The organism is Waltera sp. (genome assembly GCF_046969025.1).
GTDB classification, from domain to species: Bacteria; Bacillota; Clostridia; order Lachnospirales; family Lachnospiraceae; genus Acetatifactor; species Acetatifactor acetigignens.
Genome location: NZ_JBKVQF010000001.1, coordinates 29,113 through 45,373, shown reverse-complemented (window position 1 = coordinate 45,373; position 16,261 = coordinate 29,113). Strand labels below are relative to the sequence as shown.

Below are 16,261 nucleotides of genomic sequence, written 5' to 3'. Positions count from 1 at the left end.
ACAGTATCCACATCCGAATGCGCCTGAAAAGCAGCTCCGGTAATCCTACCGCCCTTCCTCCTGTGTTTTCTCACCACATTTTGTCTGAAATTTTTAAAAATAAAGAATGCTTACGCCATGTAACATCGTGGTATTTCTCCAGTTCTCCGTTCCCAACGATCCGGTGTGCCAGATCAGTAGTCCGGTGTTTTCGGCATTTTCTCTTCTGCCTACTTCTGCCGTAAGCTCCACTCCCCGGGCATAGCCCCTTTCCTGCTGTACCACCGTAGGTTCCGTAACCGTCCATGCTTTTGCCGATAATATTCCGTTCTCATACCGCACCCAAATTCTGCATCCCGTTACAAAGCAGTTTGTCACGACCTCGCGGGAAATGCACTGCGCCTGTCCACGCACATACTGTATCAGGTACATGGATACCGCATCGGAATGGGCCGCCGTACGGATGATCCGAAGTCCATAACCGTCCAGAGTGTCCGTGTCCGTCTTGATGCAGACATCCAGATACTGTCCGGCGCTGCCAAAACCCTGTCCGGCAGACTTTGCCGGATCGGCTTCCAACAAGACTTCCATATTCCGTTTGGTTTCCGTTCCCATCTCCGGTGCCGTGGTCGGCGTATAGCGGATCCTGGCCCCCTGCATTCCCTGATAGAGCCCTTCGCCCTTACTGCCGTCCCCTGTTGCACCGTAGTGCCAGGAGACCTGCGTCTTTTCCCGGTCCCACTTTTCAAAATCACAGGTATCCGCCGGGCGCTTCGCATCAAAATTCCATACACCTTTTTCGTTTCCGGCATGGCTGTAAAGAGGAAGGTTATGAAAATCTGTCCAGATCCTGTCTGTTTCCACATCTTCCGGCGAAATAGCTTTTTCATAAAAGCACTGCACTGCTTCCCCGTATTCGCTGCGATTCGTTCTGGGTCTTATCTGTGCGAAAAAATAATATCCCACATCATCTCCGGTGAGGGCATAAACTTTCTCCGGCTGATCCGGTTGGGAGATCGCCGTCACGATTTTATCCTCTCCCCGAATGTTTCTGCTTCGATACCAGATAATATCCGAGCAGTCATTCTCCGCTTCCGTAAAATCATAAGACAGCCGCAGCATTTTGCCTTCAAGACAGATCACCGGATTGCCCGTAAGCCTTGGTGCCGCCACTTTCCGGGGATGAATTCTGACATACGCACCGGTCTGCAATCCCTCTTTGGTCTGCGCCGTGAGTACTACTTCCGTCTCATGGTCTATATTACTGTCTTTCAGTTGCAGCAGACAGCTCCCCTCCGACACACGCTGTATTTCTATGGAGTCTGCACTGTCTCCTTCTATTTTAAAATGTATCTCACACTTCCTCTCACGCCCATCAAAGGTCAGGCATTTTCCCTTTATATTTATGGAAGATCCGCCTGCTTCCAGTTCAAAAGCCTCTGACTCCAGCAGAAGCTGTGTAGGAATATCTGTTTTTCCGGCAAAGCGGATCACTTCTCCGTTCCCCAACGGGTCCCAGTCGTCTTTCCCGCCCAGCAGATTATAGACATTGTAGACCGTTTCTCCATCCTTACGGATATAGTAGGCCTCTGCCAGCATCTTTTCGTCAATGTCCACCGTATGGGAATCCGCAACCTCCGGAGGCGTAAACCGGCCTTCCGGATATGTCACATTCGCCTGATAGCACTTCAATGCTACGGAAGGATATTTCGTCCACAAGACCGCAACTTTGGTGTCCGGCAGACCTGCGAAGCTGCTGTCGATCAGTGCGATCTGTCCTCCGACTTTTGTAAAATACTGTGCGTGAGTCTCCCCATCCTGTGGATATTTACAATGAAATGTACAGTTTAAGAATACCGCTCCCGTACCGGAAGCCTGATAGATCGGCATTCCGCTGTAAAAATCAAACTCACAGTCCAGGTACACTGCATTTCCATTCAGAGCATCGTCCGTCTGTTCAAAACGACAATGTTCATACAGGCTTCTGCCCGCGCCACATACGGGATACAGGTTCAGACGACTGACAAACCGGCAATTCTTCGCATGGAACTTATCGGCATTCGTATCCGCCAGCTGTGCCTGCGTAATGGCTTCTGTCCTCTTTTTCACAGACTGCGCAGGATCCAATGCATAATCCAGATCCACACAGCAATAATTCCCCAGAGTCAGGTTTTCCATCTCCAATTGTTCCCCGGAAAAATGGAACAGAGTATAATTCCCCTTCGCTCCATGGTCGTTCCCTCGGTTGGCGGCAATCACCACATCCTCCGGGTTCTCCGACAGCCCCACCAATTTCAGATTTGCGCAGTTTACCTTGCATCCGTAAGGGTAAAGATCCTTCGGATCCTCCCTTACGATCACCACCTCCGACTGCGGATCCTCCAGCCAATAGATGCCGGGAGCAATGTAGACCGTCACCGGGTGTTCCACAGTTGCTGCGTTTAGTGCTCCATCCGACAGAACTTCTCTGATGCTATTGTAAGTGTATGGATTTTTCTGTACTTCCTCGTTCGCAAGCCTGCTGTCCAACAGGAGATGACAGGAATCGGGGTTAGGTTTTATCATAAATGTTTTTCCTTTCCTCAGAATAAAATAAGTGACCGATTACTTTTTACTATAGTAAACGACCACTTATTTATCAAGAGATTAAGTTATTAATATCCTACCATAGAAGTAAAAATTATGGTGGGAAGTCATGAAGAATTGTATCATGCTATGGAAAAATGACGCTGTTGATCTTGCCATCAACAACCAGAGAAGAGCTTTTTCGGATGCGTATAATAATGAAGTGCTGGCAGAAAGTAAAATTTATATTGAACTTTCCTCCAAAAATCCACTCAGTAAATTAAGTTCCCTGGAAACCGAAGATTTAAAAAATACCCCCTGCATTCTTGTCATCAACCAGACCGGACAGTAGGATACCGCTTGTAAGGAACCAGGTTCCTGTCAAAAAAACATATTGTGCCTTCTGGAAAAAAGATAATTCCGGATATTATATCGAAGAATTTGCAGATATTCTCAAATCCTGCTTTTAGGGATATATGTAATTATCCTGCTTGCCTTTTTCACACTTCTAATAAACCACTGCTGCCAGAATGATATATACCAGAATCGACACCATACAGTACATAGAATTGGTTGTTGATACATAGGCACTGCCCTCTTCCTTTTTCAGAAAAGTCTGCATGCTGAAAGTGGCCGGCGCCGACATATAGGAAATGATGGCAAGATTCAACAGCATGTTATCTCCTATCCACAAATGCACTGCCCACAGCACTCCAATTGCCATAAGTGTCTGTAGCAGAACTCTCATCAGGATTGTCTTCAGGCATGGCCGGATCAGTTCCTTTGTCAGTTCCATGCTATATCCCACAACGATCAGGATGATTGCTGTCACGGATGTGGTAAGGATCCCTTCCACCGCCAGATATGCACCGCCGAAGGGACTGTCGATCAGGCAAATCACCACCTTGGACAGTCCTGCCAGGATTCCAAGCACACTTGCAATAAATGCCGGTGTGTGGAATGCACTCATACATAGTTTCTTTGCATTGATCTTCTCTCCGTTTTCCACCTGTCCCAGCATCCCCATATAGATGCTGAATCCAAACAAAAGTCCTGCAATATCCAGTACTGCGATCTGTGAGAGATTTTCCTGCCCGCACAGGCTGGTATACAAAGGATACGCCATGAGGCCACCCTCATATACACTGACCATAAACGGCAGGTACTTGCGGTATTCTCCGTTCATAAGCGGCTTCAACAGAAATCCTACTCCGAAAGATACCACCAGCATAACGAACATAATCCCCACCAGTTTCCAGGTCTCCACACTGTAATCCGCTGTGGCCAGTGCATGAAAGATTGCCACCGGAAGCATGATATTGGTTTCCAGCAGTTTCATATTATCTATTCCGCTTTTGGTAAGTAACTTTAATTTTCTGCATGCCATACCGAGAACCAGCATGACAAGTACCGGCAATATAATTTCTAATATTCTCATTTGTTATCCCTTTCCGAGGTATCCTATACTTTTTTATTTATTATACTTCGATTTTCCTATCCTGTATATTATGTATCCCGGAAGTTTTGTAGAAATGTTTTAGAATTGATGCAGAAATGTTAATGCCAGAATTCGGTCTCCATTTCAGATATGCAAAAAGGCACTGTATCTCAATTTTTTTGAAATACAATGCCTTTTTTACAACACAATCTTACCCAAAGAAATTATACTTGTTAGCCTCAAAAGCTTCCATATAGGTTGCCCCATTGGAACCATACCGGTTGGATGCGCTGACCACATTTTCGGAAGCATTCTTATTGATGTGCTCACCGAGAAATCCTATTTTGGGGGCGATGCCATTCTCTCCTCCCAGTACCTTCTGTAAGGTATCCGCATCCGCATTCCGGAATACTTTCTCGTCCACGATCAGGCTTCCGTCCTTTGCCTGACTGATTCCTATACTTTCCAGTGATTCTTTACTGCCCGCTGGAATGTTTTTTAACTGTTGCTGGTAAAATTCATTCATGATTCCGCCGGTGGTCTTAAGCTGCTTCATGGTAGCATTGTACGCTTCCACCATTTTGTTCACATCACTCAGGATGTCCGTGGTGTCTCCGCTCTCTTTTGCCTTGTCGTAGATGGAATCCTTATCGCTGCCTGCAAGCTTTGACGCAGATTGGCTCAACTTCTCCGACAGATCCTCCAGCTTTGCATAATTATTTTTCCTCAGAATGTCCGTGGCACCGGTACTTGTGGTGTTCATGCTCTTCCCGATGGTTCCCAGCAGGTTCTGGGATGACTTGTTATTGATAATGTCCAAGAGCGACGTTCTCTGAATGGGAATCCCGCTTTTTGCTGCGGAATTTGCCAGCATTTGGGTTGTGATCCTCATTTTGCGACCTCCTTTGATCTGCAATTTTTTCTCTCTGTCTTCTATATCGCCGCTTTTCTTTCACCCTTAATATGTCTTGTAACGAACCGATCTTTTCATGTAACGAAACATCAAAAAATCAGCAGGCCCATCACCCGCTGAGCATCACCCGCTGATTCCTTTCTGAAGCATCACCGCTTACACTTTTCTCAGATACTTCATGTATGCGGTGACAAAGTCATTGTATTTCTGTTTTGCTAAAAATACGCTCTCACCGTTTTTCAATTCTATGTTGCTGTTGTCATACCGGGCGACCTCCTGCAGATTCACAAGAAATCCCCGATGGGAGCGGAAAAAGCGATCTCCCAGCTTCTGCTCCAGCACTTCCATTTTTTCATAGAAACAGTAGGGCTCCTTCTTTGACTTGGTGTGCAGCATAATTTTTCTGGCCTGGTTCTCGGCATAGAGGATATCATCCACAGGAATCCTGACATAGTTGCCGCCTACTTTTATAACCAGCGGTTCAACATTCTTTTTACTCCGGATCTGGCAGATTGCCCTGTCCATGACTTCTGTGAACTTCTGCTCATCGATAGGCTTCAAAAGATAATGAAACGCCCCCACATCATAGCCTTCAAACACATATTCACGTAAGGCCGTCACGAAGATAATCAGTGCATCCGACCTTTCCCGGATCTTTCTGGCCGTCTCCATACCGTCCGGTTCCGCCGCATTCTGCTCCCGGTTCAGGGAAATATCTAACAGGATCAGGTCAAACGCCGTCGGATCCGCCAACAGTTCTCCGCCGTCGGCAAACAGTCGGATTTCCCCCTCCGTACATTTCTCTACCAGCCTTTTCAGGTATTCTCTTATGGGCTGTTCATCGTCACATATTGCTATTTTCAGCATTCGTCTTCTACTCCCCCGGATCTTATTCCATTCAAACATTTCCTTTTTTATATCGCCACTTTTCCTTTGAAATTCAATCCTATGTAACGAAATGCGATTTTTGTGTAACGAAAAAATCAGCGGGTATATAGCATCCCAAAAGCTCTGCTCAATAGTCACCCGAGTTTCCCGTTTTGTAAACGAGTTTCACATTTTGAAAGCGACCTTCAAATTTTGTACCCGACTTTCCACTTTTGTAATGACTTTCCCGTTTTTTTCCTTGCTTTTATGATATAATCACCTTATGGCAGAGTATTTTTTTGCACAAAAACCGGACGTCAGTTTTGGCTTACAAATTTTGCAAGCCATAATTCACGTCTTCTGCTGTTCCTATTTCAGCCAGCGGTCTGTGCTTTATTCTGTCTTCTGGTTACTTTTTGAGAAGTCTTGCGGTGAGGTTGATGTCTTTGGCTGCAACCTCGTGGCATCTAAGCCTCTCCGCCAGGTCTTCTCCATAATAAAAGCTGAACGCTTCATACGGACTTTTTCCGTTCAGTTTCTTTCTCCGGTAGGAATTGATATGGTTCATCATCAGCTCTACGTCTGCCTGCGTCAGTTCATCAAAGCTTCTTCCTTTCGGCAGGATCCTGCGTATAAATTCATGTCCCACCTCGATCTCTGCTTTCTGGTACGGCGCACTTGGATTGCAGTAATAGATCCTCGTCCTTTGAAATCCTTTTCCATCCGGTCCGTTCTCTATACACTTCGGATTGGAAAACTCACTTCCGTTATCCGTCAGGATGACCGGAAACAGCTTCCTAAAATCCTGCCCTCCCAGCCGGTGGTACAGTTCATCATAAATATCTATCACTGACTTTGAGGTGTTCGCTTCCCGCAGGAACCCCAGCATCAGTGACACATTTACAAAATATATCGTCAGCAGGACTTTCCCTCCCTTGCTGCCGATCACGGAATCCATCTGCACCACTGCTGTGTCCGGATGCTGTTCCATATATACTTCGTAATCATGATAATTCCTTCCCACACGGCATCCACGGTCTACTTTCAGCTCCGGTTTTTTATATCTCGGACGGTACTTTACCTTTCTTGGCAGGTCTATGTTCCTGATATCAAACAGGCATCCATCCACGTAGTTGTAGAGGGTCTTTTCACTGCACATCAGTTCATCCTTATGTGTCAGGTAGATCTGATGGATAGACTGCCCCTGTTTTACCAACGGCACCAGGATTTCATTGAGTCTGGCGATTTCCCCTTCCGTAGCAAGGATCCCGCTTCGGGATTCCGATATCTTATCCGTTGCCCGCCTCTGGGCTCCCAGAGCATCGTAAACAGTTTTTGTCAGCGTACACTTCTTTACTTCACTGCATCCGTTGCATACATATGGCGGTTTAAAGCGATGGGTACATATTTCTTCTTCATAATGCTCGCAGTAACGGTTGCATATGAGTTCACACTGTTTACAGACAGCTACCAGTGGATGCCTGCAGTCATTTGTCCCACATACTTTTTTCCTCTTACATGCTTTTCTGTACTTGCAGGTATTATGCGGGTAACTTCCATAACCGGTGTCCTGTTCGATGGAATAGTTCCTGATCTCCTTTGTGATGGTAGTCCTGTCCCTTCCCAGTTTCTCTCCAAGCTCTGTGAAAGTCATATGCTCCTTTAGTCCGCTTTCTATCTCCAGCCGGTCCTCATAATTTAAGAACTTTGCCATACTGTCTCCTTTCCCCGCCAGCTGCTGAAGTTCTGTTAAAAAACAGGAAGAACATTTCTGCTCTTCCTGCATTTGTATCGTCACTTTCACTGCTGTAATTTATTCTGTTTGTAATCAACTTTCCCCCTCACACGGGAATTTCAAAAAACTATTGAGGTCCCAAAAGCTCTGCCCAAAAGCTCTCTCTTGCGAGAGAGCTTGGTCTGCACCTGTAAAGTCAAGGTTGTTTTGGTGTAAATAGCATAAAAACGACAAATTCCATACAAAAAATTTCCCAAATCAGAAATTTTTGTACGGAATTTACTTATTTTGCTTATATAGCGAAAATGGAGACTTTTCAAACGGTAAAATTCCACATTTTTGTATTTTTTTCGTCCAAAACGGCGATTTAAATACAAACAAGATTTCCACTGACTGTCCCGATGCAACGCTCACAAAGAGAATTACTATCACTCTGCGAACAGTTCCTTCTTCCGTTCAATCATCTCATCGATTTTCTCGATATAAAGCCCTACATCCTTGACATTATCGCATCTTTCGATCCGTCCGTCGGGGAAGACACGCTTGGTGATGCTACCGGCACCCAGAGCCACGATGGTCTGTTTCTCCTCCATGATGAGGATGTTGTACAGGCCGTATTTGCCGGGACGGGCGTAGCCGGTGTTCTCGAAATTACCGGACATATTCTTCTGTCGGTAGAGATAATACGGCTTCATTCCAAGCTTTTCAGCTCCCGCTGCCGCGATCTTCATGGTCTCGTCTGTGTTGTGGAGCATGGAGACGCCGTTCTCCTGGATCCACTGGTTCAGACGGGATGCACGTTTGATGGCCAGGGAATGAACGGTCAGGCTGTCCGGGGCCAGCTCCACGATCTTTTCGATGGTGCGCTGTACATCCGCCTCCAGTTCTCCCGGCAGTCCCAGGATCAGATCCATATTGATATTGTCGAAGCCGACCTCTCTCGCCAGCTTATATGCCGTAAGCACTTGTTCCACGCTGGCTTTTCTGCCGATAATATCCAGGGTCTCCTGCTTCATGGTCTGGGGATTCACGGAGATGCGGCTGACCCGATGACGATACAGTACCTCCAGCTTCTCTCGGGTGATGCTGTCGGCCCGGCCGGCCTCCACAGTGAATTCCTTCACGGTGGAAAAATCAAACTTGGACTTTAATGCCGTGATCAAGCGGTCCAGCTGCTCCGGTTCCAGCGTGGTAGGCGTACCACCGCCGATATAGACCGTATCCAGTACCTTGTCCTTAAAATTCTCCGCCACATAATCCATCTCTTTGATCACAGCGTCCACATAAGCGTCCACCTGCCTGCGGAATGCAGCGATCGGATAAGAGGTAAAGGAACAATAGAGACAGGTTGTAGGGCAGAACGGAATCCCGATGTACAGGCTGTAGCCGCCCTCATAATGAATCTCTTTTAACAGATCCCGCTCTCTCTTCGCAATATCGATTCCCAAGAGTGCCTTCTCTTCGCTGACGTAATGGCTCTGCTCCATGAAGTCCAGGATCTCTGCATCGCTTCTGCCCTCATCCAGCATACCGTAGGCAATCTTCGTGGGACGGATTCCCGTGAGATTTCCCCAGGGAAGTTCCTGCCCTGTCACCTTACTTAAAGTCCGGTACAGGAAACGTTTCAAACCATTTTTATAACCATCTGCGATTGTCTCAGATGCCGCATACCACAGAAAATCCTCTTCTCCCACACGGATCTTTGCTCCGGTCTCGCCCAGTTCGATTTCCAGACTGACCTGCGGTTCCAGCTCTGCCAGCTTTTCCGGCTTTGTCTCCGGGGTGATGACTGTGACCTGCTCCTCGGCATAAAAGGCCTTCACCAGAGAATGCACATCGTATTCATAATTGGGATGGGATAATTTCACTATTTTCACGTTACTACCTGTACCTTTCCTACGCCTGCATCCGTAAAAACACAGGCACATAACTGTTCAGAACCCCATTCGCAAAACCGCTGCTACGCAGCTTCCCGGAATAACATGCCGGCATTCAACGAATATCTGACGATATTTGCATGGCTCCGAAGGTTATACGCAGAATGGATTATACTTCTTCTCATGCCCGATGGTAGTGCTGTCTCCATGTCCCGGATAGACTACCGTCTCCTCCGGCAGAGTAAACAGCTTCTCCTTCACCGAACGCACCAGTGTACTCATACTGCCGGTAGGAAAATCCGTTCTTCCCACGGATTCCTGGAACAGGGTATCTCCACAGATCAGGAAGCCTCCCTCCGGGAAATAATAGCTGACACCGCCTGCGGTATGGCCGGGAGTCGCCAGAACCTGAATCCGGATGCCGTCCAGATCCAGTTCTTCCCCATCCTTCAGATACACATCTGCAATCACAGTGACCGGACTCCCCATCGCTTTCGACAGATTGTTTTTCGTATCCAGAAGAAACTTTTTCTCCGCCTCCCCGGCATAAATTTTCACGGGGTTCTCTCCATGCTCCCCGGCATAGGCATCCGCTGCCGCCTTCAGTTCCTCACAGCCGCTGATATGATCAAAATGCCCATGAGTCAGAAAAACAGCCGCCGTGTGCAGTCCGTTCTGTTCCAGTGCCTCCTCTATTTTCTCTCCGTGATCCGCCGGATCGAATACCAGCGCCTGATCACTGCCTTCCCTATATACAAAATAACAGTTGGTCTGGTAGATTCCCAACAGCATATGTCCGATACGGATATTGCTCATAATACACTCACTTTCTGTTTTCTGCCCGGATCAGCCATATCTCCCGGCATCCACGGCTTAACCTGTGGTTCTCTCAATATCAATAACGCTGTCGATCCCCCGGATCTTGTCGATGATACGGTTCAGTTCCTCTCTGCCGCTGATCTCGAGTTCTTTCTCCTGGTTTCGGATTGTATCCTTTAGATGAGAATCCCTGTCCATGATTAGGTTTAGCTACAGAAGATGTACCACTCTCATCAACACTTTCACTAATTTTCCCCTGTGGTGGACAAGCTTTACCTATTGACGTACTTGCATACCCACTCGGATCATCATACACCACCGGGTTATTCCCGCAGTACGCATACAGATTCAGTCCATCCCCCTGATAGACGTCTTCCTGCATGAAACGCCCGGCAACCGGATTATAATACCTCGCCCGCAGGTAATACTGCTCTGTCAGTTCGTCATACTGCTGACCCGTATAGCGGATGCGGTTATTCAGCTGCTCTGTGGTCTCAAGGGGTACGCCAAAGGCATCATACTGGTAGCTGTTCTGAACATTTCTATGTCCATCAGTAACAAGTGCCGTACTTAACTGCTCGTCTCTGTGGTAGTAGGACAGTTCCTGTCCTCTGCGGAACGCTTCCATCCCTGCTCCGAGATGATAACTGATGCCCTGCTCTTCTCTTCCCTCCTCCTGCAGAAGCTCTCCATCGTGGTATACAAAGCTGGTTCTCCTGCCGTTTTCCAGCAGTTCAAAGCGCAGGCCTTCCGCGTCATAGCGGTTCTCCTGCACGTTGCCAGTTTCAGTTTCCACCCTTGTCTGCTGGTGGCGGCTGTTATAGGAGAACCGACGGATTCCGGCAAGATTTTTTTCTTCTATTATACCGCCCTGACGGTCATAAGAAAACTGTTTTCTATCGGCAGGGCTTTCCTCTTCGACCAGCTGGTTCTTCTCATTATAAAGATAACGGATTTCTCCCTGTGCATCCGTCTTCCGGATTCTGTTCCCGGCTTTGTCATAGGCATAGCAAACAGAAGCGCCGTTCCGCCGCTCTTCCAGAAGCTGTCCCCGGACATCATAAGCATAGGAGAGATCCAGCGCATTATTCCCTGCGGTGATTTCGGAAGTGATGCCGCCCAGAGCTGCCTGTGTACCTGCCTTCGCCGTGCGGTTTCCGTTGCCGTCATACCGGTATGCAAAGGAGAGCAGGACATTTTCTCCTGCCTTGGTTTCCAGTGTGCGGATGTTACCGTCACCATCGTAGGTATAGGCGGTCTCCACACCATTGCCATAACGGATATGGCGGATGCGGTTCAAAGCATCGTAGCCGTAGCGCACTTCCAGTCCGTCATTGTTGTAAATACGGCTTCTGCGTCCTAAGATATCGTACTCATACCGGGTGCTGACTCCTGCGGGATCCATGATCTCCGTGATCTGCCCTGCCCTGTCATGGGTATAGGAAACTAAGCGTTTCCCGTTGGAACGCTTCTCTTTCAGATTACCATATGCATCGTAGATGTATTCATAGGACTTCCCGTCACAGACGGCACGGGTCACCCGGCCCAGACTGTCATAGTGCCAGGTGCTGATGTTGGTGTGCTTTCCTTCCGCATCGGACGCCTTCTCATACACAGGCTGACCGAATACGTTGCAGGCACGCTGTAGCTGTCTTCCATCCCGGTCGATGTGCAGGGACAGGTTGCCCTCCTCGTCATACCGGAAGGTCTCTGTATCGCCCAGCTGGTCAATTCTCTCGCTGACCTTGCCGAGACTGTTGTAGCGGTACTGCACCGCATTACCGTTACCGTCTATAGTCCTGCTGACCTGCCCGGCGGGGGTGTATTCATAGCCTTCCTTCACCCCGTCCGCAAAGCCAATGCCTGTGATGCGTCCCCAGCTGTCCACGTCATAGGAAATGGGATTCCGGTTGCCGTCCACAACTCCCGTGATCTGCCCCCTGGCATTATACTCATACTGTTGGAGGGTGCGCTGATGGTTCCCCGAACGCCGGACATCCTTGATCTTTCCATCCAATTCGTAGGAAAGCTCTGTCCGGTTTCCAAACGTATCCTTTTGGATGACCGGCTGATTCCGCAGGTTGTAGGAAAGCTCCTGTACCACTTCACCTAATGCATTGGTGGTGCGGAGGCGGTTGCCGCGGCTGTCATAGGTGTAGGCTGCGCCTGCCCCGTCATCGTTTTCCGGCTCGTAGCCGTAGGGACTGATCTCTTTCCGCAGCCTGTCATTCCGGTCATAGAGATAGCGGGTCACCCCTCCTGCCGGATTGGTTCTGTGGGTCGCCCGGTCTTTCAGGTCATACCGGGTGCTGCTCTCCAGACATTCCCCGTCCGTTCCCAGAATGGCCTGTTTCAGCACATTTCCGGCCGCATCATAGGCATACTGCACCCGTCTGTCGATACCGTTCTTTCTGTCAAGGACTCTCTCCCCGGTCAGGCGGTCGTCCGCATCGTAGCTTCTGTGGATCTCGGAGCCCTTCGGGGTGGTGATCTTTGTCAGGTTGCCGTTGGCATCGTAGGCATATCTTGTAACGGCGGCCTGTACCGGGCCGTTGCCCTGGATTTCCTCCGTCCGCTGAACAAGCCACCCGTTTTTATTGTAGGCATAATGAATAACACTATGAACACCGTCCGCAATGACACGCTCTTCCAGCGTTACATTTCCCAGACAGTCATAATCGTAGCGCATTTTTGCCCCAAAGTCATCTTTCACTACATTCAGATGATTGTTTTTATCGTAGGAAAAATGGATCCGGTGCCAGCCATCCGGCTCTCCGTCCCGTTCTACTTCCTGTTGTCCGTAGGCCTCCTCCACCTTATTGCCCTGACTGTCATAGGTATAGGCGATGACACGGTACAGCGCAGGATCGGTCTCCTGCACTTTTATCTGTTCCCGGATCTTCCAGCCCAGATCATTATAGGTATAGAGGACCTCCTTTCCTTCGCCGTCCACTTCCCGGAGGATCTGTCCGTGCCCGTTGTACTCGTAGGTGTGCAGGATGTTCCCCCCGGGATCCTGTACTTCTGTCATCCGGCCGCAGGCGTCATAGGCATAGCGGTAGCCATTGCCGTCATCCGAATCTGCATCATAAGATTCCGGCTGTACCTGTTTGATCATGTTGCCGTCCGCATCATAGAATCTCCGCTCCACGCCTCCGTCCGGATAAAGGATACGGATGCAGTTCCCGTCAGAATCGTACTCATAGCGGGTTCCTTCTCCCTCATCGCCTTTCAGGGCATAACTGACCGGATGGATCCGACTGGTGATGTCCCCGTCAAAGTTACGGAATACACGGTGATGTTCCTGCAGGGGAGATATGGTATCTACCACACGTTCCAGAAAATCGTGGCGGTACTCATAGCCGCTCTCTTTCTTTTCCCACTGCACGGGTGGATAGTAAGTGGTCAGATTGCCCATGCGGTCATAGAATCTGCGGGTGGTGTAGCCTTCCCCGTCGATGCGGCTGGTGACAAAGTTTCTGGAATTGTAAGCCAGCTCCACCGTGCCGTAAGTATTGCTGATGGACAGTCTGCGGCCTACGGTATCGTAGCCGTAGGCGGTCTCCTCCCCCTTCGGCGTAATGACACGGCTGGGGTATGCCCGGTTGGCTTCATATTCCTTAAGGCTTTCGTTTCCGAGGGCATCCCGCTCCAGAATGCATCTTCCCCTGAAATCATACTTCCGGGCCGTTTCTTTCCATTTGCCCTCTTTGATCTTTTCCATCGTCCTGACCGGATTGTGTTCCTGGTCATAAGTATAGAGGGTCTCTCTTCCGTCGCTGTCCCATATCCATAATTTGCCCAGTTATTTACTTAAAGCTATAAAATCCACTTTATTCCACGAATTTCTATCATACCAGCTGCTTGTACTTGAGGATTACTACCTCCGACTAATGTGGCATCCTCTGCCTTTCTTTAGTACATCATATTGTTTAATTCTTTCTTTAGCAGCTTGCATCGCTCTGTTCAAGGCATTATCCCATTGGGTTCGCACTCAATAAAGATATTATCCCTACAATATCCACTTATTTTTGTCCCTTTAAAGTCAATTCTTTCCATCCTATTCTCTATAAAAGCACAATTTAAGTTCATATCTTTTATCTGTAAATCCAAAAAAATATTCTGCATAATTTGATTCCCATAGAAATTAAAATTGTCTATTTTTCCACCTTGAAATTCCAATCCAATAAAGGATAAATCTCCTTCCATTTTAATATTTGAAAAATTACAATTTACAAATTTAGAGTATGTAACATTAGACTGTACTTGAAAAGATCTATAACTGATATTTTCAAATACACAATCTATAAATATATTATCCTTTACTAACAACTCCAAATCTTCCCCTTCAAAAGTATCTCGAAACATACATTTTATGAATTTACATTCTTTAAATGTGGCATACACTTCATAAAAAGAGTTCTCAAATACAACGTTATAAAAATTGCACTTACTAATGACACAAATTCTGTTTTGAATTTCAGATATTTTACAATTCTGTATATTTGCATTTTCTATATACATTTTTTCATTTAATGTAAATTGTGACAAATCCAAATGTTTCAGCATACTTATACCTTCTTTCCGTTTCCACAGCCATTACTTTTAAGGCTCTCTTTATTTTCCTTTTCTCCGAAATTTTCTTCTCTATACTTTTTCATAGCATCCTCATGCGAAAGCGTACCTCCTTCAGTATAATCAATAATATTTGTATTATTGGGATGGGTAAGATATAGATCAATACCCTCTTGATTTGCTCGTCTCAACTCATTATTCAATCCCGTTATATCTGCTTGCAACATTTCCAGTTGACCTGATAGCCTTAATTGTTCCCTTATTTCTGGCAGTGTTTTTGTTTCCAACATCAAAGACAACTGATATTTCTCATCCAGTTGGGCTAATCTTGATCCTACATATTCGTTATATGCTCCATGATAAAAACTAGTTCCAGGTGCCCAACCATGCTGAGTTTTATTTGAGATATAGAATTCCATATTCTCCGCTGACACATTATAGTTTCTTAAAAAATTATCTAATGCCCCCGGAGTCGAACTATTCCTATTTATATCAAGTATTCCATTTAATGCGTGATCTACCTGATATCCTGACACACTAACTGCTATATTATTCCTAAATTCATTAGGGATTAGGTGCTGGGCTTGATGAGAGCCAACAGTAGCATCTGAAATGTCAGCATCACCTGTTATCATTTTTAAAATAGCAATCTTTAAGTCTGTCGAATTTCCCTTTGTTTCTATTACACTATCTGTAAAAAGATTCCCTAATGCAGTATAATATCCACTCGGGTCATAATACACCACTGGATTGTTCCCGCAGTACGCATACAGATTCAGTCCATCTCCCTGATAGACGTCTTCCTGCATGAAACGTCCAGCAACAGGATTGTAATACCTCGCCCGCAAATAATACTGTCCCGTTACATCATCATACTGTTGTCCCGTATAGCGGATGCGGTTATTCAGCTTCTCTGTGGTTCCAAGAGACATGCCAAAGGCATCATACTGGTAGCTGTTCTGAACATTTCTATGTCCATCAGTAACAAGTGCCGTACTGAGCTGTTCGTCCCTGTGGTAGTAGGACAGTTCCTGTCCTCTGCGGAACGCTTCCATCCCTGCCCCGAGATGATAACTGGTGCCCTGCTCTTCTCTTCCCTCCTCCTGCAGAAGCTCTCCATTGTGGTATACAAAGCTGGTCCTCCTGCCGTTTTCCAGCAGTTCAAAGCGCAGTCCTTCCGCGTCATAGCGGTTCTCCTGCACGCTGCCGGTTTCGGTTTCCACCCTTGTCTGCTGGTGGCGGCTGTTATAGGAGAACAGGCGGATCCCGGCTGCATTTTTCTCCTCTATTATACCGCCCTGACGGTCATAAGAAAACTGTTTTCTATCGACAGGGCTTTCCTCTGCAATTAGCTGGTTCTTCTCATTATAAAGATAACGGATTTCTCCCTGTACATCCGTCTTCCGGATTCTGTTTCCGGCTTTGTCATAGGCATACGAAACAGAAGCGCCGTTCCGCCGCTCTTCCAGAAGCTGTCCCCGGACATCATAAGC

General features: G+C 47.3%; 11 protein-coding genes. 1 reads left to right on the top strand and 10 read right to left on the bottom strand.

The genetic code is table 11. From position 1 onward, the window contains the following. Window positions 1-93: 93 nt before the first annotated feature. Window positions 94-2,544: a hypothetical protein gene (locus ACLTOH_RS00215; protein WP_412223070.1), complete on the bottom strand. Its 2,451-nt coding sequence runs from the start codon at window positions 2,542-2,544 to the stop codon at window positions 94-96. A gap of 130 nt (window positions 2,545-2,674) precedes the next feature. On the opposite strand from ACLTOH_RS00215, the gene ACLTOH_RS00210 reads away from it, so the two are divergent. Further along, window positions 2,675-2,896: a hypothetical protein gene (locus ACLTOH_RS00210; RefSeq protein ID WP_022313561.1), complete on the top strand. Its 222-nt coding sequence runs from the start codon at window positions 2,675-2,677 to the stop codon at window positions 2,894-2,896. 156 nt (window positions 2,897-3,052) lie between these two features. On the opposite strand, the gene ACLTOH_RS00205 is transcribed toward ACLTOH_RS00210, so the two are convergent. From ACLTOH_RS00205 to ACLTOH_RS00165, 9 genes are all read right to left on the bottom strand, one after another. Then, the gene (locus ACLTOH_RS00205) at window positions 3,053-3,982 is read right to left on the bottom strand and encodes an AEC family transporter (protein WP_227733698.1); all 930 of its coding nucleotides are present in this window, start codon (window positions 3,980-3,982) and stop codon (window positions 3,053-3,055) included. Between the two features lie 211 nt (window positions 3,983-4,193). Then, the gene (locus ACLTOH_RS00200; protein WP_148445787.1) at window positions 4,194-4,874 is read right to left on the bottom strand and encodes a hypothetical protein; all 681 of its coding nucleotides are present in this window, start codon (window positions 4,872-4,874) and stop codon (window positions 4,194-4,196) included. 177 nt (window positions 4,875-5,051) lie between these two features. Beyond that, window positions 5,052-5,762: a LytR/AlgR family response regulator transcription factor gene (locus ACLTOH_RS00195; protein WP_412222502.1), complete on the bottom strand. Its 711-nt coding sequence runs from the start codon at window positions 5,760-5,762 to the stop codon at window positions 5,052-5,054. A 409-nt stretch (window positions 5,763-6,171) separates the two neighbouring features. Beyond that, entirely contained in the window at window positions 6,172-7,476 is a 1,305-nt protein-coding gene (locus ACLTOH_RS00190; RefSeq protein WP_069432380.1) for an IS30 family transposase, read from the bottom strand. Between the two features lie 449 nt (window positions 7,477-7,925). Then, the gene (hemZ, locus tag ACLTOH_RS00185; RefSeq protein WP_412223069.1) at window positions 7,926-9,374 is read right to left on the bottom strand and encodes a coproporphyrinogen dehydrogenase HemZ; all 1,449 of its coding nucleotides are present in this window, start codon (window positions 9,372-9,374) and stop codon (window positions 7,926-7,928) included. Between the two features lie 153 nt (window positions 9,375-9,527). Further along, the gene (locus tag ACLTOH_RS00180) at window positions 9,528-10,190 is read right to left on the bottom strand and encodes an MBL fold metallo-hydrolase (protein WP_249325437.1); all 663 of its coding nucleotides are present in this window, start codon (window positions 10,188-10,190) and stop codon (window positions 9,528-9,530) included. A 79-nt stretch (window positions 10,191-10,269) separates the two neighbouring features. Next, entirely contained in the window at window positions 10,270-13,917 is a 3,648-nt protein-coding gene (locus ACLTOH_RS00175) for an RHS repeat-associated core domain-containing protein (protein ID WP_412223067.1), read from the bottom strand. 242 nt (window positions 13,918-14,159) lie between these two features. After that, window positions 14,160-14,762, bottom strand: a complete 603-nt coding sequence (locus ACLTOH_RS00170) for a pentapeptide repeat-containing protein (protein ID WP_227064884.1) — start codon at window positions 14,760-14,762, stop codon at window positions 14,160-14,162. Between the two features lie 2 nt (window positions 14,763-14,764). After that, window positions 14,765-16,261 (bottom strand): RHS repeat domain-containing protein (locus tag ACLTOH_RS00165; protein WP_412223066.1); only part of this gene is annotated, 1,497 nt, incomplete at its 5' end.

Coding starts and splice junctions, on each gene's coding strand:
- ACLTOH_RS00190 (WP_069432380.1), bottom strand. CDS start 7,476: ATGGCAAAGTTCTTAAATTATGAGGACCGGCTGGAGATAGAAAGCGGA.
- ACLTOH_RS00215 (WP_412223070.1), bottom strand. CDS start 2,544: ATGATAAAACCTAACCCCGATTCCTGTCATCTCCTGTTGGACAGCAGG.
- ACLTOH_RS00205 (WP_227733698.1), bottom strand. CDS start 3,982: ATGAGAATATTAGAAATTATATTGCCGGTACTTGTCATGCTGGTTCTC.
- ACLTOH_RS00170 (WP_227064884.1), bottom strand. CDS start 14,762: ATGCTGAAACATTTGGATTTGTCACAATTTACATTAAATGAAAAAATG.
- ACLTOH_RS00200 (WP_148445787.1), bottom strand. CDS start 4,874: ATGAGGATCACAACCCAAATGCTGGCAAATTCCGCAGCAAAAAGCGGG.
- ACLTOH_RS00210 (WP_022313561.1), top strand. CDS start 2,675: ATGAAGAATTGTATCATGCTATGGAAAAATGACGCTGTTGATCTTGCC.
- ACLTOH_RS00195 (WP_412222502.1), bottom strand. CDS start 5,762: ATGCTGAAAATAGCAATATGTGACGATGAACAGCCCATAAGAGAATAC.
- ACLTOH_RS00180 (WP_249325437.1), bottom strand. CDS start 10,190: ATGAGCAATATCCGTATCGGACATATGCTGTTGGGAATCTACCAGACC.
- ACLTOH_RS00175 (WP_412223067.1), bottom strand. CDS start 13,917: ATGGAAAAGATCAAAGAGGGCAAATGGAAAGAAACGGCCCGGAAGTAT.